Origin of the sequence: Aeromonas sp. QDB56 (genome assembly GCF_027705505.1) — a bacterium.
Classification (GTDB): Bacteria; Pseudomonadota; Gammaproteobacteria; order Enterobacterales; family Aeromonadaceae; genus Aeromonas; species Aeromonas caviae.
In genome coordinates, this window is record NZ_JAPDBZ010000058.1 from 1 (window position 1) to 23,816 (window position 23,816).

Here is a 23,816-nt window from a genome sequence, read left to right on the forward strand (position 1 = left end):
AAGCAGCGAAAATCGATACAGAACAGGACCTTAGAAGGAATTTCAAATGAAGTGTTTTCTTAAGGTCCTGTATATGAGGTTCGATTAGCGCAGCGTAATCGGACGAACGAGAGGTTTTGATTGCGGTTGTTGCCATGAAACAGGGTGGCCAGCCGGAGGGGAAAATTCGGCTGGCCGTTATGGCGGGAGAATTGATTTACGCGAACGTCCGATTACGCCTGACGGCTAATCGAACCTACGAACTGACATTGTTAGCTAATGCCAATTACGGACATCATGTTTGAAAATTTGCTTGATGAGAAAGTTGCATTCATAATGCTCATGCTTTTTTCATCTGAATAAACATTTAAACCAAAGGGTTTTAAATTTAATTTATTAACTGTAACACTTCCATTCTTTTCTTTTTCACAGTCAATTATCACGCCATCTGGCGTAGTTACTTTAACTCTATTTCCGCTTTTAATTACAAGAACAGATGGGTTTGTAGAGAAATTATCTTTTACCAATGGATACCACTCTGAACCATCTTGTTTGGCTGGTATATTAATCCATATCCTGGGAATCTTGCCATCCCCTATTAATATGGGAGCGAATCCTTTGAAATCTATCAAAGTATTAACATTGGATATGATGTTGCTACCGATATAAATACTACTCGGTGCCTTATAGTTGGTGGGAAGAGAATTAATCTTCATTGCCATTCTCCCTTAGTAACATGTAGTTTTCTTTTTTTGTTATTGATGAAGTGCTCTTCTATCGCGTTTAGTAAATCTTCCTTTTCTTTGTCTTCATTAGATTTAACGAAACGCTTTGTTACTAGGCAAATAAATAAGCCAATGACTAGCGATATTATTTCCCATCCAGCTAGTTGAGGGTCTTCTTTAGCTACTAAGGAGGCTACGGCTTTTCCAATGATCGATATTAGTAGGCCTATACTAAATAGCTGTTCCGAATAGTAGATCACAGGAGGAAGGGAACTCAGTCCAGTTTGTGCGATCTGATTAGTCGCTAAACAAAACAAGCCACACCCAAAGGACTGAGTTGATGCCTATCCTACCACCTCTGCCACGACCACAACGGCGCCGCATTCACAAAATCATCCATGCCACCCGTGATAAAGGACATGCTCGTCGCTTGATGGCCATCTTGCTGTTACATGAAGGACGCACGATCACTGATGTTCATCACCTTACCGGCGCTGCTCGCTCGACCATCGGCCGTTGGCTTCGGTGGTATCGGGATGAAGGCATAGATGCGCTAGAAGCCTTACCGGCTGGCCGTGCCCCGATCTTACCTGTCGCCAAGATTGTCACCTTACTGGTGCTGCTCATGCAGTTTTCTCCGCAAGATTTTGGTTATCAGCGCAGCCGTTGGTGTACTGAACTATTGGCTATAAAAATCAATCGGTTAACAGGGCTCAATGTGGCAGCCTCCACGCTCCGCCGATGGTTACCGCGTATGGGCATTGTCTGGCGAAGGCCCGTGCCGACCTTGCGGATAAAAGACCCTGCCTATCAGGAGAAAATGGCTAATATCGACGCGGCACTGGCCCGCTGTGATGCAGATAATCCGGTGTTTTATGAGGATGAAGTCGATATAGACCTTAATCCCAAATTAGGGGCCGACTGGATGTTCAGAGCGCAGCAAAAGCGGGTTGTCACACCTGGAAAGAACGCCAAACATTACCTGGCAGGCGTTCTCCATGCAGGCAATGGAAGAGTACTTTACGTCAGCGGGATCAAGAAAAACTCATCCCTGTTTATCGCCATGCTGGAAAAGCTGCGTCGCCACTACCGACGAGCCAAAACCATCACACTGATCCTCGATAACTACATCATTCACAAAAGCAAACAGACCGAGCGATGGTTGAAGAAGAACCCCAAGTTCTGCCTGGTGTTCCAGCCAGTTTACAGCCCTTGGGTTAATCACATCGAACGGCTGTGGCACAAGTTACATGAAACCATCACGCGCAATCATCAATGCAGAGGAATGGCCAGCCTGCTGGCCCGAGTGAAACACTTCATGGATGCCGTGTCTCCTTTCCCGGGGAATGGCTATGGTACAGCGAAGGTGTAGCACTATTGGGATCAGTTATTTAGCACCTGCGAACAAATTAAAATACATTTCTGTGTTATCAGGCTTTTTTATGATGCTAAATTCATATCTAGTTAAATCGTATGGCATTTCAGCGATATAACGTGTGGGCTCACTTTCTATAAAACCTTCCATTATTAACGGCTTGTCGAATATCTCGCCAGAAAAATGCTTTGATGCGACATTCTTAGAGTCTTTAGGCAATTTAGGTTCCTTTATCCTATTGATAATGACTCATGTCATAAAAATACTAACCTTATCACACAGAGATTCTTGTATTGAACCTATCTGTAAAAAAATGGCGCCTATGGCGCCATTTTGGGGTAATACAGGCAATCTTCGTTACTGCAGCAGGGAGATATCCGCGACTTGCAGGAACAGGTTGCGCAGGTTGTTCAGCAGTGCCAGACGGTTGGCCTTGAGGGCTTCGTCGTCGGCCATCACCATCACCTCGTTGAAGAAGGTGTCGACCGGCCCCTGCAGGGCGGCCAGACGTGTGAGGGCAGCCTGATAGTCACCGGCAGCGAACAGCGGGGCCAGTTCGGCTTGCAGTTCGGCAACCTGGGTGGCCAGCGCCTTCTCGGCGGCATCGACCAGCAGTTCCGGTTTGACGGCAGTCGGCAGTTCGCCTTCGACCTTGGCCAGAATGTTGCTCACGCGCTTGTTGGCGGCAGCCAGTGCCAGGGCGGCATCCAGCGTGCGGAAGTGGCTGACGGCCTTGACGCGACGATCGAAGTCGAGCGGACGGGTCGGGCGGCGGGCCAGTACGGCCAGCACTACGTCGGCACCGATACCTTCGTCCTGATAGGCGGCGCGGAAGCGGCCCAGCATAAAGTCGACCACGTCGGTAACGACGGTTTTGTTGGTCAGCTTGTCGCCGTAGACGCGTACCGCTTCTTCAACCAGTTCAACCAGATCCAGATCCAGCTGCTTCTCGGTCATGATGCGCAGGGCACCGATGGCGGCGCGACGCAGGGCGAACGGGTCCTTGTCACCCTTCGGCAGCATGCCGATGCCGAAGATACCGGCCAGGGTGTCGAACTTGTCGGCCAGCGCGACGGCGCAGGCAACCAGACCGGACGGCAGGGCATCACCGGCAAAGCGCGGCATGTACTGCTCGTTGAGGGCCACGGCCACGGCTTCGTCTTCGCCATCGTGACGGGCGTAGTGCATCCCCATGACACCCTGGGTGTCGGTGAACTCGCCGACCATGTTGGTCATCAGATCACACTTGGAGAGCAGACCGGCACGGCGGGCCTGAGTCACGACGGCATTATCGCCACCACTGATGCGCTCGGCGATAAAGCCAGCGACGGTCTCGATACGCTCGACCTTGGCTTTGACGGTGCCCAGCTGTTGCTGGAACAGCACGGTTTCAAGGCGCGGCAGGCGGGAGGCCAGGGTCTGCTTGAGGTCGGTCTTGAAGAAGAACTCGGCGTCAGAGAGACGGGGACGAACCACCTTCTCGTTGCCGCTGATGATCTGGCTCGGGTCTTTGGACTCGATGTTGGTGACGAAGATGAACTTCGGCAGCAGCTTGCCGTGCTTGTCGTAGACCGGGAAGTACTTCTGGTCACCCTTCATAGTGTGCACCAGCGCTTCAGCCGGCACGGCCAGGAACTTCTCTTCGAAGTTGGCGGTCAGCACCACCGGCCACTCGACCAGTGCGGTCACTTCTTCCAGCAGGGCGTCGTCCAGATCGGCCACGCCACCGAAGGCGGCAGCGGCCGCTTCGACGTCAGCCTTGATTTTGGCCTTGCGGGCCATGAAGTCGGCAATCACCATGCCGCGCTCCTGCAGGATCTGCGGGTACTGGCTGGCGTTGTCGATGGTGAACTCGCTCTCGCCCATAAAGCGGTGGCTGCGGATGGTGCGGGCAGAGTCGATACCCAGAATGTGGGCGGGCACCAGCTCGCCATCCAGCAGCAGGGTCACGGTGAAGACCGGACGCACGAACTGGATGGTCTTGTCGCCCCAGCGCATCATTTTCGGGATGGGCAGTTTGGCCAGCGCCTGGCTAACCAGTTCGCCCAGCAGATCGACGGCCGGACGGCCTTCGACCTTGGCGGTGTGAACCAGCCATTCGCCCTTGTCGGTGACCAGACGCTCGGCCTGCTCAACGGTGATGCCGTTGCCACGGGCCCAGCCTTCGGCAGCCTTGGTCGGCTTGCCTTCGGCATCGAACGCCTGCGCTACGGCCGGGCCGCGCTTCTCGACGCTCTTGCTCGGCTGTTCGCCAGCCAGCTCGCTCACCTTCAGCGCCAGACGGCGCGGTGAGGCAAACCACTCGACGGCGCCGAAGGCCAGATCGGCCTTGGTCAGTTCGGCTTTGAAGTTGTCGGCAAAGGCTTCGGCCAGGGAGCGCAGGGCTTTGGGCGGCAGCTCAGCAGTACCGATCTCTACCAGAAATGTATATTGTGCCATGTCCGTTCCTTAACCTTGCTTGTTCTCACTGCGCTGACACATAGGGAAGCCCAGCGCTTCGCGGGAGGCGTAGTATGCCTCTGCCACGGCCTTGGTCAGGGTGCGAATGCGCAGGATGTAGCGCTGACGCTCGGTGACCGAGATGGCCTTGCGGGCATCCAGCAGGTTGAAGGAGTGAGCGGCTTTGAGGATGCGCTCGTAGGCAGGCAGCGGCAGCGGTTTTTCCAGTGCCAGCAGGTTCTGGGCTTCCTTCTCGTACTGCTCGAAGCAGTGGAACAGGAACTCCACGTCGGCGTGTTCGAAGTTGTAGGTGGATTGCTCCACTTCGTTCTGGTGGAACACGTCGCCGTAGGTGGTCTTGCCCAGCGGGCCGTCAGACCAGACCAGATCGTAGACGCTGTCGACGCCCTGGATGTACATGGCCAGACGCTCGAGACCGTAGGTGATCTCGCCGGTCACCGGCTTGCACTCGAGGCCGCCAACTTGCTGGAAGTAGGTGAACTGGGTCACTTCCATGCCGTTCAGCCACACTTCCCAACCCAGACCCCAGGCGCCCAGCGTCGGGTTTTCCCAGTTGTCTTCCACGAAGCGGATGTCGTGGATTTCAGGATCCATACCCAGTTCTTTCAGGGAGCCCAGATAGAGTTCCTGAATGTTGTCGGGGGAGGGCTTGATGATCACCTGGAACTGGTAGTAGTGCTGCAGGCGGTTCGGGTTCTCACCGTAGCGGCCGTCAGTCGGACGGCGGGACGGTTGTACGTAGGCGCAGGCGATGGGCTCCGGGCCCAGGGCGCGCAGGCAGGTCATGGGGTGGGAGGTACCGGCACCCACTTCCATATCCAGCGGCTGAATGATGGTACAGCCCTGGCGGGACCAATAGTCCTGCAACTGCAGGATCAGGCCCTGAAAGGTTTTGACATCGAATTTTTGCATAGTGTTTTTCGCGCGAAATGAAATCAGAGCAAGATTTGCTGAATGTGAACCGAGGGAGTATACCGTCTGGCATGGTCGGATAATAGGCGAAATTACAGGGGATTAGTGGGGCTATGTTGCCGCTTGCCCTATGATGTCGCCGACGCAAGCGGCCTGCCGATGGCCGATGAAAAACAGGGGAGAGGAAATGGAACTGCGCTGCGCCTGGGTGACCAAAGACCCGGAATACATCGAATACCATGACAAGCAGTGGGGCAGGCCGGTGTATGACGCCCGCGAGTTGTTTGCCAAGCTCTGCCTCGATGGTCAACAGGCGGGGCTGTCGTGGATCACCATCCTCAAGCGCACCGAGAGCTACCATCGCGCCTATGCGGATTTTGATCCGGTGCGCATCGTGCAGTTCGACGACCAAGATGTGGAACGGCTGATGCAGGATACCGGCATCATTCGCAACCGGCTCAAGGTGCAGTCGATCATCAAAAACGCCCGCGCCTATTTGGCGCTGGAGGCGGAAGGCATCGACTTCGTCGATTATCTGTGGGGCTTCGTGGGCGGCGCCCCCATCGTCAACCAGCGTCAGGGCAACGGCGACATTCCGGCGACCTCGCCGGAGTCGGATGCCATGTCCAAGGCCCTCAAGAAGCGCGGCTTCACCTTCGTCGGCAGCACCATCTGCTACGCCTTCATGCAGGCGGTGGGCATGGTGAACGATCATCTGGTGACCTGCCCTTGCCACGCCGAGTGCCAGCAAGCAGCGGCGACGTGAAGGGGAAATGCACGAAGAAGGGAGGCTCAAGCCTCCCTTCTTTTTTGCTCTGAATCAGCAGGGCTCAAGGGGGCGGCCGAGCGCCTCGCACACCTCGTCGCTGCTCATCAGCCGCACGAAGGGGCCGGCCAGGGTGGCGTTGTGATGGGCGATGATCTGGGGGGCGGTCAGTTGCGGCGTGTCCATGCAGGTATGGGCATCACTCACCAGCACTACGGTGTAGCCGAGATCTGCCGCCGCCCGGCAGGTGGTGTCGATGCAGTACTGGGTCTTCATGCCGGTGACGATCAGGGTCTGCACGCCGTCCTCTTTCAGCCAGCCATCGAGACCGGTGCCATGGAAGGCGCTGGGGCGCTGCTTGTCGAACACCCGATCGGCCTCGCCGACGACCAGCTCAGGCGCAAGCTGCCAGAACGGACTGCCGGCGGCGATGGGGCTGCCGGCCGGGCCCGTGTGGCGCACCGCCAGCACAGGGAGAGCGGCACTGCGGGCCGCCTGGCTCAGGCGATTGATGTTGGCCAGGGTCTCGGCCCCGGCATGGGGGGCTTCCGGGCCGTGAAGGAGGCCCACCTGGATGTCGATGATGAGCAGCGCGGGGCGGGAAAGGGACGACATGGTCATGGCTCCGTGAGAAATGTCACCCACTCTGGGGCCATGGGCTCTTATGAGACAACCCGCATATGGGGGGCAACCACTCCAGACCCCGGGAGCATGTTCCGTTGCACCGGGCCTGGGGCCTTTTCGCCCCTCGGTACAGCCGGGATACAGTCACACGGGTTCACCATCGGGATCGTCATCACGAGGGAATCCCGTGTCACTGAGCGCCGCCGCCCTCTCTTCCCCGGTTGTCTGAGCCTGATCGGCTGTACCCCGGGGATGATGTTGCTCGTCAGGGCAAACACGAGGGGAAGCCGGCCCTGTGCAAGAAGGTCCGAGGCTGCACAGACGACGTCCCCGAGGGCCGAGGTTGCGCTACCGGGATCCTGCCCCTCCCCTATCATTGAAAGACGCCGGACCGGTTCAGGTTGTCTGGCGAAGGAGCCATCATGAAGAAGTCCGTATTGGCCCTGCTTGCCGCCACCGCCTTGCTGGCCGCCCTGCCTGCACAGGCCACCAAGCAGGCCCAGGAGCGCCGTGACGCCCGCGATGTGCGTCAGGATACCCGTCAGGAGTCCCGTGACGCGAAACAGGCGTGTCGTGAGGGGGTGGTGGGCAATGCCGACTGCCGCCAGGAGCATCGTGACAACAAGCAGGAGGGGCGAGACAAGGCCCGGGAGATCAAATATTGAGGCGGGCCCGTCCGAAGATGGCCTGCACCGAGTAAGTCGCAAGGGGCAGGGGGCGTTTTGCCCCCTGACCATCTTCGCAATGCGCGCGTCACACTCTGGCGCCTCTCTGGGTTAGAATGCGCGGCTATCGGCTAGAGTCGTTCTTTTTCAGAGGTTTTTTCATGCATTTCAAGAAACTGGTTCCTGCACTTGCCCTGACCGTCGCCATCACTGGCTGTACCACCAACCCCTATACCGGTGAATCCCAGACCTCCAAGGGCGCCTGGGGCGCGTTGGCGGGTGCGGCGACCGGCGCAGCCGTGGGGGCGCTCTCCTCCAGCAAGGGCGACCGCAAAAAGGGCATCCTGACGGGCGTCGCCGCCGGTGCGGCCCTGGGTGGCGGTATCGGTTACTACATGGATGTGCAGGAAGCCAAGCTGCGTGAGAAGCTGCAAGGCACCGGCGTCAGCGTGACCCGCAACGGTGATCAGCTGATCCTCAACATGCCGAACAACGTCACCTTCGACAGCTCCAGCGCCCAGCTGAAAGCCGCCGGTGCCAACACCCTGTCCGGTGTGGCCCTGGTGGTTGCCGAGTTCGACAAGACCCGTCTGAACGTGGTCGGTCACACCGACAGCACCGGCTCCCGCGAGCTGAACATGAAGCTCTCCCGGGATCGCGCCGATGCCGTTGCCGCCCAGCTGATCGGCCAGGGCGTGTCCGGCAGCCGCATCGCCATCAGTGGTGTGGGCCCGGATCAGCCGGTGGCCAGCAACAGCACCGCTGAAGGTAAGGCCCAGAACCGTCGGGTAACCATCACCCTGACCCCGACCGCCTAAGCGGCCTGCGTTGCAGTCATGAAAAAGGCCCCGCCAGTGATGGCGGGGCCTTTTGCTATCCGGCGTTGTGGGCAGTGGCGCCTTGTTCTTTGCTCCCTTCTCCCCTTGCGGGAGAAGGGTCGGGGATGAGGGGATAACCGCCTCTTAGACAGCCGCAGTCAGCTGCACTTCCACCTTGTAGCCTTCGTGGGCGAGGCGGGCCTGTACGCAGGCGCGGACCGGGGCTGTGTCGGCATCAGGGGAGCCAGGCATCCCGCTTTGTTTAGACAGCGGCAGTGAGCTGTACTTCCACCCTGTAGCCTTCGTGGGCGAGACGGGCCTGCACGCAGGCGCGCACGGGGGCTGTGTCGGCATCAGGGGAGACAGGCATCCCGTTTTGATTAGACAGCGGCAGTCAGCTGTACTTCCACCCTGTAGCCTTCGTAGGCGAGACGGGCCTGTACACAGGCGCGAACGGGGGCTGTGTCGGCATCAGGGGAGCCAGGCATCCCGCTTTGTTTAGACAGCCGCAGTCAGCTGCACTTCCACCTTGTAGCCTTCGTGGGCGAGACGGGCCTGTACGCAGGCTCTGACCGGGGCTGTACCCGCAGGGATCCAGGCGTCCCACTGGGCGTTGAAGGCGGCGATGTCTTCAATGTCCTTGAGATAGATGTTGGCCATCAGGATCCTGTCGACGCCGGAACCGTTGGCTTCCAGCAGACGCTGCAGGCTTTCCAGCACTTCACGGGTCTGCTGGTGGATGTCGGCGGTGTCGGTGGCGGGCACTTCCACCACGTAGAGGGTGCCGTTGTGGATGACCACATCAGACCAGCGCTGGGTGGTCCCGATACGGGTAATGGTTGTCATGTTTGCTCCGGTACAGGGTTATTGACCCTTGCGGATCAGATAGCGATAGGGGGCCTGCTCTGTCTCGCTGGCGACCAGGGTGTGGTCCATGAAGCGGCAGAAGCTGGGAATGTCGCGGGTGGTGGAGGGGTCGTCGGCGCTGACCAGCAGGGTCTCCCCATCCGCCATCAGCCGCACTTTCTTGCGAACCATCATCACGGGTTCGGGGCAACGAAGCCCGATTGCGTCCAGCTCGTGGGTCGCATTGCAGAATTCAGTACTCATGAATAATCAACCTTCAGCCGCACCTTCTTGCGCGCTATCGTCACGGGTTCGGGGCAACGAAGCCCGATTGCGTCCAACTCGTGCGTTGCGTCGCAGAATAAAGCACTCATCAATAATCAACCTTCAACCAATTCGGCCAGCAATGATACTCACGGCGAAAAAATAATCAAACCACGGGGCGGTTATGCAGCATATGCTACCAAAATGTGAACCGGCTCTACCCAGGCTTCGCTCGATGAGTAATATAAAAATTGAACCATATTCAACAAGGAGGTGTGAATATGCAGGTCTCCTACGGCAGATTGCAAGCCTACGCAGGCATGGGGTTCTTGTCGTTCGCCATGATAGTGCTGGGCAGCCCGATCGGTAATACCGGTACCTGGTTCGGCTCCATGGTGATGATAGGACTGGGGCTCTGGATCGAGCTCAGCGACTACTACGACGAGGATGAGGACGAGAACGATCCCTCCTGAGAGCCTGGCTCTCGGCACTCAAAGGCGGACGATGTCCGCCTTTGTCATTTCTGCTCCGCGCCGGAACGGGTCGAGCGCATGGCGCGTTCCAGCTGCTGTGCCGTCTGCTCGGGGTTGGCCCTGGCGTCGTTGAAGAAGCTGCTTAGCACATCCATGATCCCCTGGCGCATGTTGGTGGGCACCGCCATCCCCTCCGCCATGCTGGGCAGCAGGTTGTCCTGTTGCTCGGCGTGGAGGAAGTCCCGATAGGAGCGGATGGCGCAGCGATCGAACTTGCTCATGTCTGGCTTGATGAGCGCCGGGATGGAGCCCTTCACCCGGTTGAACGCTTCCTGGAAGCGCGGTGTCATCAACAGCCTGGCCAGCTCGCCCTGGGCCTGCAACTGGGCGGGATCCCGCTGCTTGAACATGGCGATGGAGTCGAGGTTGTAGCTGAACAGCCCCTGGCTGCCCGGGCTTGGCAGGCACTCGATATCCTCGCCGGGGCGGTAGTTGCCTGCACTCAGCTCGCCTTTCACCCAGTCCCCCATCACCTGCATGGCGGCGCCGCCGCTCTCCAGCAAGTTGGTGGCCTGGTGCCATTTCAGGCCGGCGTATTTCTCGGGCATATAAGCGCGCAACTGCTGGAAGCGAGTCAGCACCCGCACCATGTCGGGGCCGGTCAGGGTGGCGCTGTCCTGTTCGAGGAAGGCCTTGCGATAGAAGGTCTTGCCCCCTTCGCCGAGGGCCACCGTTTCGAACAGCACCGCGATCTGCCAGGGTTCGTTACCGATGGCGAGGGGGGGGATGCCCTGCTCCTTGAGCTTGTCCGCCACCGCCACGAACTGGGCCCAGTCGGTGGGGGGCTTGAGCCCCTGTCGCTCGAATACCTTGCGGTTGAGCCACAGCCAGTTGACCCGGTGGATGCCGGTGGGGACCGCCATCAGGGCGCCGTTCTGGCTGAGTGTGTCGCGCACCATGGGGGGCAGCTGAGGGTACCAGCCGAGATGCTCGGCCATGGGGGTGAGATCGCGCAGAAAGCCCAGGCTGCCCCACTCGTGCAGCTCGAACCCCTTGAGGTGGGCCGCCTCCGGCGGGTTTGCCGCCAGGGCCCGGCTCTTGAGCACCGTCATGGCGCTCTTGCCGCCCCCGCCCTGTACCGCGAAGTCGTTCCACTGGTTGCCCTGTTCGGCCCACTCGGACTTGAGCACTTCCACGGCCCTGGCCTCGCCGCCGGAGGTCCACCAGTGCAATACCTCCACCTGGGAGGCACAAACGGGCAAGGAGAGCAGGGCGATGACAGAAAAAGACAACCACTTCATACATTACTGCCTTGGTAGGGAGAGGGTGGCCTGCAGGCCGCCCTGGGGGCGATTTTCCAGCACCAGGTCGCCGCCGTGGGCGTGGGCTATGTTGCGGGCGATGCCAAGGCCCAGCCCGGTGCCGGCGGCATCGGTGCTGAGGCGGTAGTAGGGCTCGAAGATGCGCTCGAACTGATCGTCCGGCAGGCCGGGCCCCTCGTCCATGATGAAGAGGATCAGCATCTCCTCGTCGTCCATGATGATGATGCGCACCTTCTGGCCGTACTTGATGCCGTTGTCCACCAGGTTGCCGATGCAGCGCTTGAGGGCCAGCAGCTTGCCGCGATAGGGCCACTTGCAGTGACCCTCGATGGTGAGCAGATCCTCGTGCAGGTTCATGGCCTCCGCCATCTGCTCCAGCAGGGCGTTGACGTCGATCTGCTCAAGGTTCTCGTGAATGTCCGTCTCTTTGACCGTCTGCAGCGCCCCTTTGACCATCAGCTCCAGCTCGTCCAGGTCCTTGTTGAACTTGGCGATCTGCACCTCGTCGTCCAGCAGTTCGACCCGCAGTCGCAGCCGGGTGATGGGGGTCTTGAGGTCGTGGGAGATGGAGCTGAAGAGGCGCTCCCGATCGTCGATGAAGCGGCGAATGCGCTGCTGCATGATGTTGAAGGCGCGGGTCGCCGCCACGATTTCGGAGGCACCCTCCTCTTTGAGGGACGGCTGGTCGATGTCCTTGCCGAGGTTGACCGCCGCCTTGGCGAGGCGACGCAGGGGGCGGGTCTGCCAGCGCACCAGCATGAAGGTGAAGAAGCAGAGGAAGACCGTCATCAGGGCGATGAAACGCACCTGGTTGCTCGGCATCACGGTGTCATCCAGCGTCATGTAGGGGGCGGGCAGCAGGGCCGCAAGATAGAGCCACTCCCCCGGTTCTATCTCTATTTGGGTCACCAGCACCGGCGGATTGATGGGCTCCAGGGACAGAGTGTAGCGGGCCCAGGAGGAGGGGAGATCCGCCAGCAGGGTGTCGTTGTTGAAGACGTGCAGCTCCTCGGGGCGGGAGAAGTCCACCTTGATCGCCATGGCGTCGGAGAGCTTGCGGCTGAGCACCTCCTGCACCTCCTTGAGCACCAGCGTTTTTCGCTCGCTGTCGGGGATGGCGCTGATGTGGATCTCTTCCTCGTTCAGGGAGACGAAGAAGCGGCTGCCCCCCATGTTGCGCAGCTGATCCAGGGCGATGTGGCGGTATTGCAGGGGCAGGGACTTGAAGAAGTTGACGGTGGAAGCCGCCGACAGCGCCAGGTTGCGGGTGGTGCTGAGCATGCCCTCCAGCTCCCGCTTCTGGATCTGCTGCATCCAGATGCCGGTGAGGATGGTCTGGGAGAGCAGGATGGCGAGCAGCAGCAGCAGCAGCATCCGCGACAGCAGGGAGCGGGGCACCAGGGCCCGCCAGAACTTCTGCCCCGTCATGGCAGCGTGTGTCTCTTGTCGATCAGCATGGGGTGCTTACCTCTGTGCCTTGCCGTTGCCCCGTGATGGGTCTCTCTTCTGCCCGTTCAAGGTCTCGCCGTAGCGTCTGTCTGTTACGGGATCTCGTGGACTTCGGCGATCAGCATGTAGCCGCTGCCGCGAATGGTCTTGATGATGCGCGGGCTCTTGCCGTTGTCACCCAGCTTCTGGCGCAGGCGGCTGATCTGCACATCGATGCCGCGCTCCATGGGCAGGCTCTCGCGACCGCGGGTGGCGTCCGAGATGGTATCCCTGTCCAGCACCACGCCGGGCTGCTGCAGGAACATGCCGAGCAGCAGGGCATCACTGCCGGAGAGATCCAGCAGGCTGCCATCTTCGTGGGTCAGCTGGTGGCTCAGGGTGTCCAGGGTCCACTCGGCGAAGCGCAGCCGACGGCTCGGTTCCTTCTCTTTCTCCGGCTGGCGGAATTCGGCGCGGCGCAGCAGCGCCTTGATGCGGGCCTGCAGCTCGCGCGGGCTGAACGGCTTGGCGATGTAGTCGTCGGCGCCAAGTTCCAGACCGATCACCCGGTCAGCCTCGTCGGAGGCGGCGGTGAGCATGATGATGGGTACCTGGGAGTCGCGGCGGATCTGCTGGCAGAGGGTAAAGCCGTCGTCGCCGGGCATCATGATGTCCAGAATGATGAGGTCCGGGCTGTGCTGGGCCAGTTGTTGGCGCATCTCGTTCCCTTCAGCCGCGGTCAGTACCTCAAAACCGGCCCGGGTCAGGTACTCGTTGAGCAGCTCGCGGATCTCCCGATCGTCGTCGACGATAAGCAGTTGTTTGCTCGTTGACATATGTATGTGCATCCACCCATTTTTTTGTGCAGATTGAACCTGTCGGGGGAGTAAAAAGCAAGCAAGCCCCCCCTCTAATGTGAAGTTATGGGCAATATAGCCTCAGGATTGGCCCCGATCGCGGGAAAAGAATAAAAAAGGCCGACCCAAACGGGCCGGCCAACACGCAGATTCCGACGGCAGGAGCGCACCCCGTGTGGCGCGTTCCACAGACTCGACAGCAGGGTCGGCAGGCTGACCCGGTATTCGTGATGGGGCCGCAGTGCCGGGAAGCAGGGCCGCCTTCTGTCTGTTGTTGCCGCCCCGAGGCGGCGTCCCTGACCGGTGAGCGGTCAGGAGTGATTCACTTACACCCGTTCGAACACGGTGGCGATGCCCTGACCCAGGCCGATGCACATGGTGGCGACTCCCAGGGTGGCGTCCTTCTCTTCCATCAGGTTGATCAGGGTGGTGGAGATGCGGGCACCGGAGCAGCCGAGCGGGTGACCCAGGGCGATGGCGCCACCGTTGAGGTTCACCTTCTCGTCCACCAGATCCTGCAGACCCAGATCCTTCACGCAGGGCAGGGACTGGGCGGCAAACGCTTCGTTCAGTTCGAACAGATCGATGTCGCCGACGGTCAGACCGGCCCGCTTGAGCGCTTTCTGGGTGGCCGGCACCGGGCCGTAACCCATGATGGCGGCGTCACAGCCGGCGATGGCCATGGCACGTACCTTGGCGCGCGGGGTGAGGCCGAGCGCCTTGGCACGGTCCGCACTCATCACCAGCATGGCGGCGGCGCCATCGGACAGGGCCGAGGAGGTGCCGGCGGTGACGGTACCGTTGACCGGGTCAAACACCGGGCGCAGCTGGCTCAGAGTCTCGACCGTGGTCTCCGGGCGGATCACTTCGTCGTAGTCGTAGAAGAAGCGGGCGCCGCTGGCGTCATGGCCTTCCAGCCCGACGATCTCCTTGGCAAAACGGCCTTCCACGGTGGCGGCGTGAGCGCGGCGGTGGGAGCGGGCGGCAAACTCGTCCTGCTGCGATCGGCTGATGCCGTGCAGCTTGCCGAGCATCTCGGCGGTCAGCCCCATCATGCCGGAGGCTTTCGCCACCGACTTGGCCATGCCGGGGTGGAAGTCCACCCCGTGGCTCATGGGCACGTGGCCCATGTGTTCGACGCCGCCGATGATGAAGATATCCCCATCACCTACCTGAATGGCGCGGGAGGCATCATGCAGCGCCTGCATGCTGGAGCCGCACAGGCGGTTGACGGTGACTGCCCCCACCTGCTTGGGAATGCCGGCCAGCAGGGCGGCGTTGCGAGCGATGTTGAAGCCCTGCTCCAGGGTCTGCTGCACGCAGCCCCAGTAGATATCCTCGATCTCGTTCGGGTCGAGGTTGGGGTTGCGCAGCAGGATGGATTTCATCAGGTGCGCGGACAAGTCTTCTGCACGCACGTTGCGGAAGGCGCCGCCCTTGGACCGGCCCATCGGGGTCCGGATACAGTCGACAATGACTACGTCTTTCATGAATGGATCTCCTTTCCGCAATCAGTAGAAGGTGTTGCCCTGGGCGGCCATCTCACGCAAGCGGTCGCTGACGCGGTAGAGCGGGCCCAAGTCGGCATACTGGTCGGCCATGGTCACGTAGTGATCCAGACCGATAGTGTCCAGATAGCGGAACACGCCGCCGCGGAAGGGAGGGAAGCCCAGACCGTAGACCAGCGCGATATCGGCTTCGGCTGGCGTGGCGACTATGCCCTCTTCCAGGCAGAGCACCACCTCGTTGATCATCGGGATCATCATGCGGGCGATGATGGCGTCCTTGTCAAAGTCCTGCTTCGGCTTGGCGATGGGGGCCAGCAGCTCGTAGCTGGCGGTGTCGGCCACCTTCTTCGGCTTGCCCTTCTTGTCCTGCTCGTAGGCGTAGAAACCCTTGCCGTTCTTCTGGCCGAAGCGGCTGGCGTCATACATTACGTCGATGGCGGTACGACCTTCCTTGCTCATGCGCGCCGGGAAACCCTGCGCCATCACGTCACCAGCGTGGTGGCCGGTGTCGATGCCGACCACGTCCAGCAGGTAGGCGGGGCCCATGGGCCAGCCGAACTCCTTCTCCATCACCTTGTCGACGGCGGCGAAGTCGGCGCCATCGGCGACCAGCTTGTTGAAGCCGAAGAAGTAGGGGAACAGCACGCGGTTGACGAAGAAGCCGGGGCAGTCGTTGACCACGACCGGGGACTTGCCCATGGCGGCGGCGTAGGCCACCACGCGGTTGATGGTTTCATCGGAGGTCTGCTCGCCGCGGATGATCTCCACCAGCGGCATGCGGTGCACCGGGTTGAAGAAGTGCATGCCGCAGAAATTCTCGGGGCGCTTCAGCCCCTTGGCCAGCAGGGAGATGGGGATGGTGGAGGTGTTGCTGGCGAGCACGGCGTCTTCGCCGATGATTCCTTCCACTTCACTCAGCACGGCGGCCTTCACTTTCGGGTTCTCGACCACGGCTTCGACTACGACGTCCACATGCTTGACGCTGTCATAGCTCAGGGTCGGCGTGATGGCGGAGAGCACCTGGCCCATCTTGATGCCGTCGATGCGACCGCGCTCGAGCTGGCCGTTGAGCAGCTTGGTGGCCTCATTCATGCCAAGTGCCAGCGCTTTTTCGTTGATGTCCTTCATCACCGCCGGGATGCCTTTGCTGGCAGACTGGTAGGCGATGCCGCCCCCCATGATGCCGGCACCCAGCACGGCGGCATGGCCGGTGGCCTTGTTTGCCTGCTTGGCGGCCTTCTTGGCCAGCGCCTTGATGTGCTGATCGTTGAGGAAGATACCGACCAGCGCCTTGGCCACGTCGGTTTTCGCCAATTTGATGAAGGTGGCGGCCTCGGCGGCCAGCGCTTCGTCACGGCCCATGCCAGCGGCGGCTTCCACCGTCTTCACGGCGGCCATGGGGGCCGGATAGTGTTTGCCCGCCACGGCGGCAACCATACCGGCGGCGGTGGTGAAGCTCATCATGGCTTCCAGTTTGGAGAGGCGCAGCGGGGCCTTCTTGGCGGCGCGGCGGCCCTGCCAGTCCAGCTTGCCTTTGATCGCGTCCTTGATCATCTGCACGGCGGCGCTGTGCAGCGCGTCGGGGGCGACCACGGCATCGATGGCACCCACCTTGAGGGCGTCATCGGCACGGTAATCCTTGCCGGTGGTGATCCACTCCAGCGCGTTGTCGGCTCCGATCACCCGCGGCAGACGGACAGTGCCGCCAAAGCCCGGCATGATGCCGAGCTTGGTCTCGGGCAGGCCAATCTTGGCGCTGGTGTCAGCCAACCGGAAATCGGTGGAGAGAATAGTCTCGCAGCCGCCGCCCAGAGCATGGCCCTTGATGGCGGAGAGGGTGGGCACCGGCAGATCTTCGATGGCGCTGAAGATGTCGTTGGCCTTCTTCAGCCAGCCGAGCAGGTCTTCTTGCGGCAGATCGAACAGTTCCAGGAATTCGGTGATGTCGGCGCCGACGATGAAAGCGTCTTTGCCGGAGGTGAGGATCAGACCCTTCAAATCGGCTTGTTGCTGTAATGCGGCGATCGCTTCGCTCAGGGAGAGCAGGGTAGCGCGATCCAGCTTGTTGACTGAACCCGGGGCATCGAACCTCAGCTCGGCAATGCCGTCTTCGAGGTAGCTGACCGTCAGGGTTTCGCCTTGGTAGATCATGAGAGTGTCTCCTTGTTCCCACTCTGTGGGGAATGGTGCTCCTTTATCCCCAGCAGGGGGCGAGGCTCACTATTGATCCAAAAGGAGACATTTTCAACACCTATTTAAAACATTTGTTTAACAGTTGTCGAGTAAAAGCTCTTCATCACAAAACGGGCAAAAAAAGAGGCGCCTTGCGGCGCCTCCGATGGAGATGAGCGTGGTATCAGCTAGCCAGTTCCGGCCGGTTGCGATACTGGTTCAGGACCTCGGGATCGGCGAGGGCGTGGGTGTTGTTGACGGGGCGGTTGTGCACCACTTCCCGCACCGCCAGCTCTACTATCTTGCCGGACTTGGTGCGGGGGATGGCATCCACCTGCAGGATGCGGGCGGGCACGTGGCGGGCGGTGCAGTGCTGCTTTATTTGCTGGCGGATCCGCTCGCGTAGCGGCTCATCCAGCTTGCAGCCCGCCTTGAGCTTGACGAACAGCACCACCCGCTCGTCCTGCTTCCATTGCTGGCCGATGACGATGCTCTCCTCCACCTCGTCGAGTTGTTCCACATAGCGGTAGATCTCGCTGGTGCCGATGCGCACGCCGCCCGGGTTGAGGGTCGCGTCGGAGCGGCCGTAGAACAGAATGCCGCCGGTCGGGGTCAGCTCGATCCAGTCCCCGTGGCACCAGATGTTGTCGAACCGCTCGAAGTAGGCGGCGTGGTATTTGTCGCCGTTCTCGTCACCCCAGAAGTAGATGGGCTGGGCCGGGAAAGGCTTGGTGCAGACCAACTCGCCCTTTTCACCCAGCACCGGCTGGCCCGCCTCGTTGAATACCTGCACCGCGAGACCAAGGCCGCGCCCCTGGCTCTCGCCGCGATAGACGGGGCTCAAGGGGTTGCCGATGACGAAGCAGGAGCAGATGTCGGTGCCGCCAGAGATGGAGCTGAGCTGCACATCCTGCTTTATCTGCTGGTAAACGTAGTCAAACCCCTCCGGCGACAGCACGGATCCGGTGCTGCAGATCAGCCGTAAGTGCGGCAAGTCGTGGGTCTTGATGGGGGCATAACCCTGCTTGTGCAGCGCATCGAGATACTTGGCCGAGGTGCCGAACAGGGCGACCTCTTCGTCCCGTGCCAGATCCCACAGCACGTTGCCATCCGGGTAGAAGGGGGAACCATCGTAGAGCACCAGGGTGGCGCCGGAGGCGAGGGCGCTCACCAGCCAGTTCCACATCATCCAGCCACAGGTGGTGAAGTAGAAGATGCGCTCCCCCGGCTTGATGTCGCAGTGTAACTGGTGCTCTTTCAGGTGTTGCAGCAGGGTGCCGCCAATGCCGTGCACGATGCACTTGGGTTTGCCGGTGGTGCCGGAGGAGTAGAGGATATAGAGCGGGTCATTGAAAGCCATGGGCTCGAAGGCGAGCTGGGTGTCATGCTGGCTTGCCAGCAATTGCTGCCAGTTGTGACCAAGCTGCAGCGGGTTGCCGAGCAGAGGGATCATCACCGTCTGCTCTATGCTGTCGAGCTGACCGACGACGCTGGCCACCTTGTCCTGAATGTCGATGGCCTTGCCGCCGTAGCGGTAGCCATCCACCGCGAACAGCACCCTGGGACGGGTCTGGCCGAAGCGCTCCACCACGCTGGCCTCGCCAAAATCGGGGCTGGTGGAGGTCCAGATCGCGCCGAGGCTGGTGGTTGCCAGCATGGCTACCACGGTTTCCGGGATATTGGGCTGGTAGGCTGCGACCACATCACCCCGGCCTATGCCCTGGCTGCGAAGCCACTGGGCCAGGCGGGCGACCTGATCTGCCAGCTCATGCCAGCTCAGGGTCCGGCTTGGACCCCCTTCGATGCGGGAGATGATGGCCGGGCTCTCATCCTGACGGCGCAGCAGGTTCTCGGCGAAGTTGAGCTGGCTGTCGGGGAACCAGCGGGCGCGCTGCATATCCTGGCGGTTCTCCGCCACAATGTTGCCAAGCTCGCCCTTGACGCCGCAGTGCTGCCACACCAGGGGCCAGAAGCGGGTGGTCTTCTCCACCGACCATTGATACAGGTCGGCATAGCTGCGCAGTTGCAGACCATGGAAGTGATTGACCTCGGCCATGAACTGGTGGAGGTTGGAGTGCTGCATCCTGTCCTGATCCGGTGTCCACAGACAAAGGTTTTGCATGAGTCGTTCCTGACGGCTGATATCTACTGTCTGTGGGCAGTGTATTGAATTGTTCTTTGTTTGTTAATTGTCTGTTTTATCTTCATAACAAAAAGCCTGTAACCTATGCGTTACCTCACGAAGCGAAAGCCGGGTGGCTCGAGCCTTGATTCGCTTGATGTTATGCTGAAGTCACATTCGCCCGGAGCAGGACGCCATGAGCAGTTACAGCCAACTTTTTGCCCAGCATCTCGACACCCTTCAGCAGCGTACCCGCGACATCCTGCAACAACAGGGTCTTGGCGGCCTCGCTATTCACTCCGGCCAGACTCATCGTATCTTCCTCGATGACCAGGATTATCCCTTCAAGGTGAATCCCCAGTTCAAGGCCTGGTTGCCGGTGCTGGACAACCCTCACTGCTGGTTGCTGGTGGACGGGGTGAACAAGCCGGTGCTGCTGTTCTACCGGCCGGTGGACTTCTGGCACAAGGTGGCGGAGTTGCCCAACGCCTTCTGGGTCGATTTCTTCGACATTCGCTTCCTGACTCGCCCGGAGCAGGTTGCCGATCACCTGCCGGCCAACAAGCAGGAGTGGGCCTATCTGGGCGGCCATCTGGAAGTGGCCGAGCTGCTGGGACTGGGCCAGCCCAATCCGGAGGCGGTCCTCAACTACCTGCACTACCACCGTGCCTACAAGACGCCCTATGAGCTGGAATGTCTTCGCGATGCCAACAGCATCGGCGTGCGCGGCCACATCGCGGCCAAGGACTCCTTCATGGCGGGGGCGAGCGAGTTCGAGATCAACCTGGCCTACATGAAGGCGGTCGGACAGGGGGCCAATGAGGCGCCCTACGGCAACATTGTTGCCATCAACCGCAATGCGGCCATCCTGCACTACACCCATCTCTCCACCCAGCGGGTGCCGGATGCGGAGCGTTACTCCTTTCTCATCGATGCCGGTGTGGACGTGCACGGTTATGCTTCCGACATTACCCGGACCTGGGCCTGGCGCCGCGGTGAGTTCGCCGATCTGATCGCAGCGCTGGATGCACAGCAACAGGAGATCATCGACGAGATCAAGCCGGGCCGCCGCTACAGCGAGCTGCACCTGCAGATGCACCACAGGCTGGCGCGCCTGCTGCAAGCCACCGAACTGGTAGACATGTCGGTGGACGAGATGATCCATACCGGGGTGACCAATGTCTTCTTCCCCCACGGTCTCGGCCACTTCCTCGGCCTGCAGGTACACGATGCCGGCGGCTTCATGCAGGATGAGCGCGGCACCCACCTGGCGGCCCCCGAGCAGTTCCCCTATCTGCGCTGCACCCGGGTGATCGAAGTGGGTCAGGTCTTCACCATAGAGCCGGGTCTCTACTTCATCGACAGCCTGCTGGAGCCGCTGCGCCAGGGTGAGCAGGGCAAGCGGGTCAACTGGAACAAGGTGGAGGTGCTGCGTCCCTATGGTGGCATTCGCATCGAGGACAACGTGGTGCTGCATGCCAACGGGGTGGAGAATCTGACCAGACAAGCAGGGCTCTGATGGCGACGGATTACCCCATACCGGCAGCCCCGCTGGAGGTGAGCGAAGAGATCAAGAAGAGCCGCTTCATTACCTACATCGCCCACACTCCGACCGTCGAGGCCGCCAAGGCCTGGATAGACGAGATCAAACAGCAACACCCGGGAGCCCGGCATCACTGCTGGGCTTTTGTCGCCGGCGCCCCGCAAGACAGCCAGGTTTATGGTTTCAGTGATGATGGCGAACCCTCGGGCACGGCGGGCAAACCCATGCTGGCCCAGTTGATGGGGGCCGGTCTGGGTGAAGTCGCCGCCGTGGTGGTGCGCTATTACGGTGGCGTGCTGCTGGGGACCGGTGGCCTGGTCAAGGCATATGGCGGTGGTGTGGGGGCAGCACTCAAGCAACTTGAAACTTGTATCAAGCGTCAGCTGACCTCTTCCGTGATCCAGTGTGACTACACCGACATGGGGGCCGTGGAGTCCCTCATCTCTGCCCATCAAGGGCAGTTGCTGGTGGCCGATTATGGTGCCAGCGTCACCCTTCAGGTAGCGTGGGAGTCTGCGCTCTGGGCCCGTATCGCACAGGAATTGACCGACCGGACCCAGGGTCGGGTATCCCTTCGTCCCTTAGATGGCTAGAATCCATCGCTCTTTTAGTCTGAAGAGGGAGCCTGAATGCAGATTCTGAGCATCATTCGTATCGTCGGTCTGCTGGTTGCCCTGTTCAGCTCGACCATGCTGCTGCCCGCGATGGTCGCTTTTGGGTATCGTGATGGCGGTGGTACCGAGTTCGTCAACTCCTTCGTCATAGCCCTCCTGCTCGGCCTCCTGCTCTGGTTTCCCAACCGCCATCAGAAAAAGGAACTCAGGTCCAAGGAAGGCTTCCTCATCGTGGTGCTGTTCTGGGTGGTGCTGGGGAGCGTGGGTGCCGTCCCCTTCATCATCAGCGACGTGCCGAACATGTCGGTCTCGGAGGCATTTTTCGAGTCGTTTTCCGGCCTGACTACCACGGGCGCAACGGTGCTGACTGGGCTGGACAATCTGCCCAAGGCGTTTCTCTTCTACCGCCAGCTGCTGCAATGGCTCGGTGGCATGGGGATCATCGTGCTGGCGGTGGCCGTGCTGCCACTGCTGGGTATCGGGGGTATGCAGCTCTATCGTGCCGAGATCCCGGGGCCCGTCAAGGACAACAAGGTGACCCCGCGCATCGCCGAGACGGCCAAGGCGCTCTGGTTCATCTATCTGTTGCTGACCTCCCTCTGCGCTCTCGCGTACTGGATGGCGGGAATGACGTTGTTCGATGCCATCTGCCACTCCTTCTCCACCTTGTCGGTTGGGGGGTTCTCGACCCACGACGCCAGCATCGGTTTCTTCGACAGCCCGGCCATCAACCTGATCACAGTGGTGTTCCTGTTGCTGGCGAGCGTCAACTTCGCGCTTCACTTCATGGTATTTGCCCACAAGCCGGTGCGCGTGAGCAGCTATCTGCGGGACTCGGAGCTCAAAGTGTTTCTGAGCATCCAGTGCGTGCTGGTGTTGATCTGTTTCGTCTCTCTGCTGTTCCACGGTCATTACGCCACCTGGCAGGAGGCGCTCAACCATGGCCTGTTCCAGGCGGTATCGCTGGGCACGACCACCGGCTACAGCACCACCAGCTATGCGGAGTGGCCCTCCTTTCTGCCCATGCTGTTGATGTTCTCCGCCTTCATCGGCTGCTGCGCCGGCAGTACCGGGGGGGGCATCAAGGTGATGCGTTTCATGATCCTGTTCCTGCAGGGGATGCGTGAACTCAAACGGCTGGTGCATCCGCGGGCCATTTACACCCTGAAGCTGGGACGCCGCGCCGTACCGGAACGGATCGTGGAAGCGGTCTGGGGCTACTTTGCCACCTACATCATCCTGTTCTTCATCTTCATGCTGTTGCTGCTGATGACGGGGCTGAACGAAGTGACGGCCTTCTCCGCCGTGGCTGCGGCATTCACCAACGTGGGGCCGGGTCTGGGGGAGGTGTCGGCCAATTTCGGCAATATCTCGGCCACTGCACAGTGGATATTAATCGTGGCCATGTTGTTTGGTCGATTGGAAATCTTCACACTTCTGGTACTGTTTACTCCTGCATTCTGGCGTAGTTGAGGTTGGTATGGACAAGATTTTGGTGCTTTATTCTTCCCGGGACGGGCAAACGCGGAAAATCGTGGATGTCATGCTGGAGGAAATATCAGGATGCGAAGTGGTGATGCACGACCTGCACACCCTGCCCATGTGCAACCTCAGCAAGTATGCCAAGGTGTTGATTGGCGCTTCCATTCGCTATGGTAACTTCCACCCCAGCCTGCTTAGCTTCATACACGCACATCATGAACAGTTGGAAGTAGCCAATGCGGCGTTCTTCTGCGTGAACCTGACGGCACGCAAGCCCGAGAAGCAGACGCCGCAGACCAACGCCTACATGAAGAAGTTTCTGCGCCTCTCTCCCTGGAAGCCGAAAACTCTGGGGGTGTTTGCCGGGGCATTGCAGTACTCCCGTTACAACTGGTGGCAGACCCGTATCATTCAGTTGATCATGAAGATTACCGGGGGCAGCACGGATACCAGCAAGGATCTGGAATTCACCGACTGGGACAAGGTGCGCGGCTTTGCCCGTGAGTTTTGGTCAAAAAAGTAACAGTGACGTCATTCAAAGCGGCCAGAGCCCTGCGTAAGCAGGGCTTTTTGTTTGATAAGTAGGCGTTCGAGCCACAAAACGGTAAAAAGGACTATTTTTCGCAAAATAGCCCTTGTCATCCCGGCGCTGCTCCCTATAATGCGCCCCTACCAGCACGGCGGAACACGCCAACCTGATGAGCCAGCTTCCTTAGGAAGTGGGCGCCGAAAGAAAAGCGAAAACAACCGCTTGACTTTCGAAGTGAGGAGCGTAAGATGCGCTTCCTCAACGCGATAAGCGTGACGCTCTTTAACAATTTGAATCAAGCAATCTGTGTGGGCACTCACAGCATCGAGCAT

At 60.0% G+C, this 23,816-nt stretch carries 22 protein-coding genes and 1 pseudogene; 9 read left to right on the plus strand and 14 right to left on the minus strand.

The annotated features are described in order from the left end of the window. Positions 1 to 251: 251 nt before the first annotated feature. Entirely contained in the window at positions 252 to 695 is a 444-nt protein-coding gene (locus tag OKB81_RS11075) for a hypothetical protein (protein ID WP_152952594.1), read from the minus strand. Positions 696 to 1,044: 349 nt separating this feature from the next. Here OKB81_RS11075 and OKB81_RS11080 point away from each other — a divergent pair, with 349 nt between their 5' ends. Continuing rightward, positions 1,045 to 2,076, plus strand: a complete 1,032-nt coding sequence (locus OKB81_RS11080) for an IS630 family transposase (protein WP_270805244.1) — start codon at positions 1,045 to 1,047, stop codon at positions 2,074 to 2,076. Between the two features lie 360 nt (positions 2,077 to 2,436). Here the strand turns inward: OKB81_RS11080 and glyS are convergent, their stop codons facing one another. Both glyS and glyQ read right to left on the minus strand, forming a co-directional pair. Further along, complete coding sequence (glyS, locus tag OKB81_RS11085; protein WP_270805246.1) at positions 2,437 to 4,518, minus strand: glycine--tRNA ligase subunit beta; 2,082 nt, start codon at positions 4,516 to 4,518, stop codon at positions 2,437 to 2,439. A gap of 9 nt (positions 4,519 to 4,527) precedes the next feature. Further along, the gene (glyQ, locus tag OKB81_RS11090; RefSeq protein ID WP_005339464.1) at positions 4,528 to 5,451 is read right to left on the minus strand and encodes a glycine--tRNA ligase subunit alpha; all 924 of its coding nucleotides are present in this window, start codon (positions 5,449 to 5,451) and stop codon (positions 4,528 to 4,530) included. A gap of 187 nt (positions 5,452 to 5,638) precedes the next feature. On the opposite strand from glyQ, the gene OKB81_RS11095 reads away from it, so the two are divergent. Then, entirely contained in the window at positions 5,639 to 6,217 is a 579-nt protein-coding gene (locus OKB81_RS11095; RefSeq protein WP_053288901.1) for a DNA-3-methyladenine glycosylase I, read from the plus strand. A gap of 54 nt (positions 6,218 to 6,271) precedes the next feature. On the opposite strand, the gene OKB81_RS11100 is transcribed toward OKB81_RS11095, so the two are convergent. Further along, positions 6,272 to 6,832 carry a cysteine hydrolase family protein gene (locus tag OKB81_RS11100; RefSeq protein WP_080989849.1) on the minus strand — a complete coding sequence of 187 codons (561 nt, stop codon included), beginning with the start codon at positions 6,830 to 6,832 and terminating at the stop codon, positions 6,272 to 6,274. A 431-nt stretch (positions 6,833 to 7,263) separates the two neighbouring features. Between OKB81_RS11100 and OKB81_RS11105 the strand changes: the two genes are divergently transcribed. Next, the gene (locus tag OKB81_RS11105) at positions 7,264 to 7,506 is read left to right on the plus strand and encodes a hypothetical protein (RefSeq protein WP_053288899.1); all 243 of its coding nucleotides are present in this window, start codon (positions 7,264 to 7,266) and stop codon (positions 7,504 to 7,506) included. Positions 7,507 to 7,667: 161 nt separating this feature from the next. Beyond that, positions 7,668 to 8,324, plus strand: a complete 657-nt coding sequence (locus tag OKB81_RS11110) for an OmpA family lipoprotein (protein ID WP_010672405.1) — start codon at positions 7,668 to 7,670, stop codon at positions 8,322 to 8,324. A 144-nt stretch (positions 8,325 to 8,468) separates the two neighbouring features. Here the strand turns inward: OKB81_RS11110 and OKB81_RS11115 are convergent, their stop codons facing one another. From OKB81_RS11115 to tusA, 4 genes and pseudogenes are all read right to left on the minus strand, one after another. Continuing rightward, on the minus strand, positions 8,469 to 8,576 hold the full coding sequence (locus OKB81_RS11115; RefSeq protein WP_010672406.1) for an endoribonuclease L-PSP: 108 nt from the start codon (positions 8,574 to 8,576) through the stop codon (positions 8,469 to 8,471). Between the two features lie 10 nt (positions 8,577 to 8,586). Then, positions 8,587 to 8,676, minus strand: a pseudogene (locus OKB81_RS11120) (endoribonuclease L-PSP); the annotation flags it as partial. Between the two features lie 146 nt (positions 8,677 to 8,822). Beyond that, positions 8,823 to 9,170, minus strand: coding sequence for a RidA family protein (locus OKB81_RS11125; RefSeq protein WP_052814723.1), 348 nt, complete (start codon positions 9,168 to 9,170; stop codon positions 8,823 to 8,825). Positions 9,171 to 9,188: 18 nt separating this feature from the next. Beyond that, a complete protein-coding gene (gene tusA, locus OKB81_RS11130; RefSeq protein WP_041214136.1) occupies positions 9,189 to 9,434 on the minus strand; it encodes a sulfurtransferase TusA in 246 nt (81 codons plus the stop codon). 281 nt (positions 9,435 to 9,715) lie between these two features. On the opposite strand from tusA, the gene OKB81_RS11140 reads away from it, so the two are divergent. Next, complete coding sequence (locus OKB81_RS11140; RefSeq protein WP_010672410.1) at positions 9,716 to 9,907, plus strand: hypothetical protein; 192 nt, start codon at positions 9,716 to 9,718, stop codon at positions 9,905 to 9,907. Positions 9,908 to 9,951: 44 nt separating this feature from the next. Here the strand turns inward: OKB81_RS11140 and OKB81_RS11145 are convergent, their stop codons facing one another. From OKB81_RS11145 to OKB81_RS11170, 6 genes are all read right to left on the minus strand, one after another. Beyond that, a complete protein-coding gene (locus OKB81_RS11145; protein WP_270805247.1) occupies positions 9,952 to 11,208 on the minus strand; it encodes an ABC transporter substrate-binding protein in 1,257 nt (418 codons plus the stop codon). A gap of 3 nt (positions 11,209 to 11,211) precedes the next feature. Beyond that, positions 11,212 to 12,657, minus strand: a complete 1,446-nt coding sequence (locus OKB81_RS11150) for an ATP-binding protein (protein ID WP_010672412.1) — start codon at positions 12,655 to 12,657, stop codon at positions 11,212 to 11,214. 113 nt (positions 12,658 to 12,770) lie between these two features. Then, entirely contained in the window at positions 12,771 to 13,493 is a 723-nt protein-coding gene (locus OKB81_RS11155) for a response regulator (RefSeq protein WP_010672413.1), read from the minus strand. 347 nt (positions 13,494 to 13,840) lie between these two features. Continuing rightward, entirely contained in the window at positions 13,841 to 15,004 is a 1,164-nt protein-coding gene (fadA, locus tag OKB81_RS11160) for an acetyl-CoA C-acyltransferase FadA (protein ID WP_053288895.1), read from the minus strand. A gap of 21 nt (positions 15,005 to 15,025) precedes the next feature. Next, positions 15,026 to 17,173: a fatty acid oxidation complex subunit alpha FadB gene (gene fadB / locus OKB81_RS11165; protein ID WP_053288894.1), complete on the minus strand. Its 2,148-nt coding sequence runs from the start codon at positions 17,171 to 17,173 to the stop codon at positions 15,026 to 15,028. 205 nt (positions 17,174 to 17,378) lie between these two features. Continuing rightward, positions 17,379 to 19,316 (minus strand): acetoacetate--CoA ligase, encoded by a 1,938-nt coding sequence (locus OKB81_RS11170; RefSeq protein WP_053288893.1) that lies wholly within the window; start codon positions 19,314 to 19,316, stop codon positions 17,379 to 17,381. A 196-nt stretch (positions 19,317 to 19,512) separates the two neighbouring features. Here OKB81_RS11170 and pepQ point away from each other — a divergent pair, with 196 nt between their 5' ends. From pepQ to hemG, 4 genes are read left to right on the plus strand one after another with little or no spacing between them, the layout of a single operon-like run. Then, a complete protein-coding gene (gene pepQ, locus OKB81_RS11175) occupies positions 19,513 to 20,835 on the plus strand; it encodes a Xaa-Pro dipeptidase (protein ID WP_053288892.1) in 1,323 nt (440 codons plus the stop codon). Continuing rightward, entirely contained in the window at positions 20,835 to 21,452 is a 618-nt protein-coding gene (locus tag OKB81_RS11180) for a YigZ family protein (RefSeq protein WP_010672418.1), read from the plus strand. The genes pepQ and OKB81_RS11180 overlap by 1 nt, the downstream gene beginning before the upstream one ends. 36 nt (positions 21,453 to 21,488) lie before the next feature. Beyond that, the gene (locus OKB81_RS11185) at positions 21,489 to 22,946 is read left to right on the plus strand and encodes a TrkH family potassium uptake protein (RefSeq protein WP_048209300.1); all 1,458 of its coding nucleotides are present in this window, start codon (positions 21,489 to 21,491) and stop codon (positions 22,944 to 22,946) included. A 7-nt stretch (positions 22,947 to 22,953) separates the two neighbouring features. Then, a complete protein-coding gene (gene hemG, locus OKB81_RS11190) occupies positions 22,954 to 23,478 on the plus strand; it encodes a menaquinone-dependent protoporphyrinogen IX dehydrogenase (protein WP_029313439.1) in 525 nt (174 codons plus the stop codon). Positions 23,479 to 23,816 lie beyond the last annotated feature (338 nt).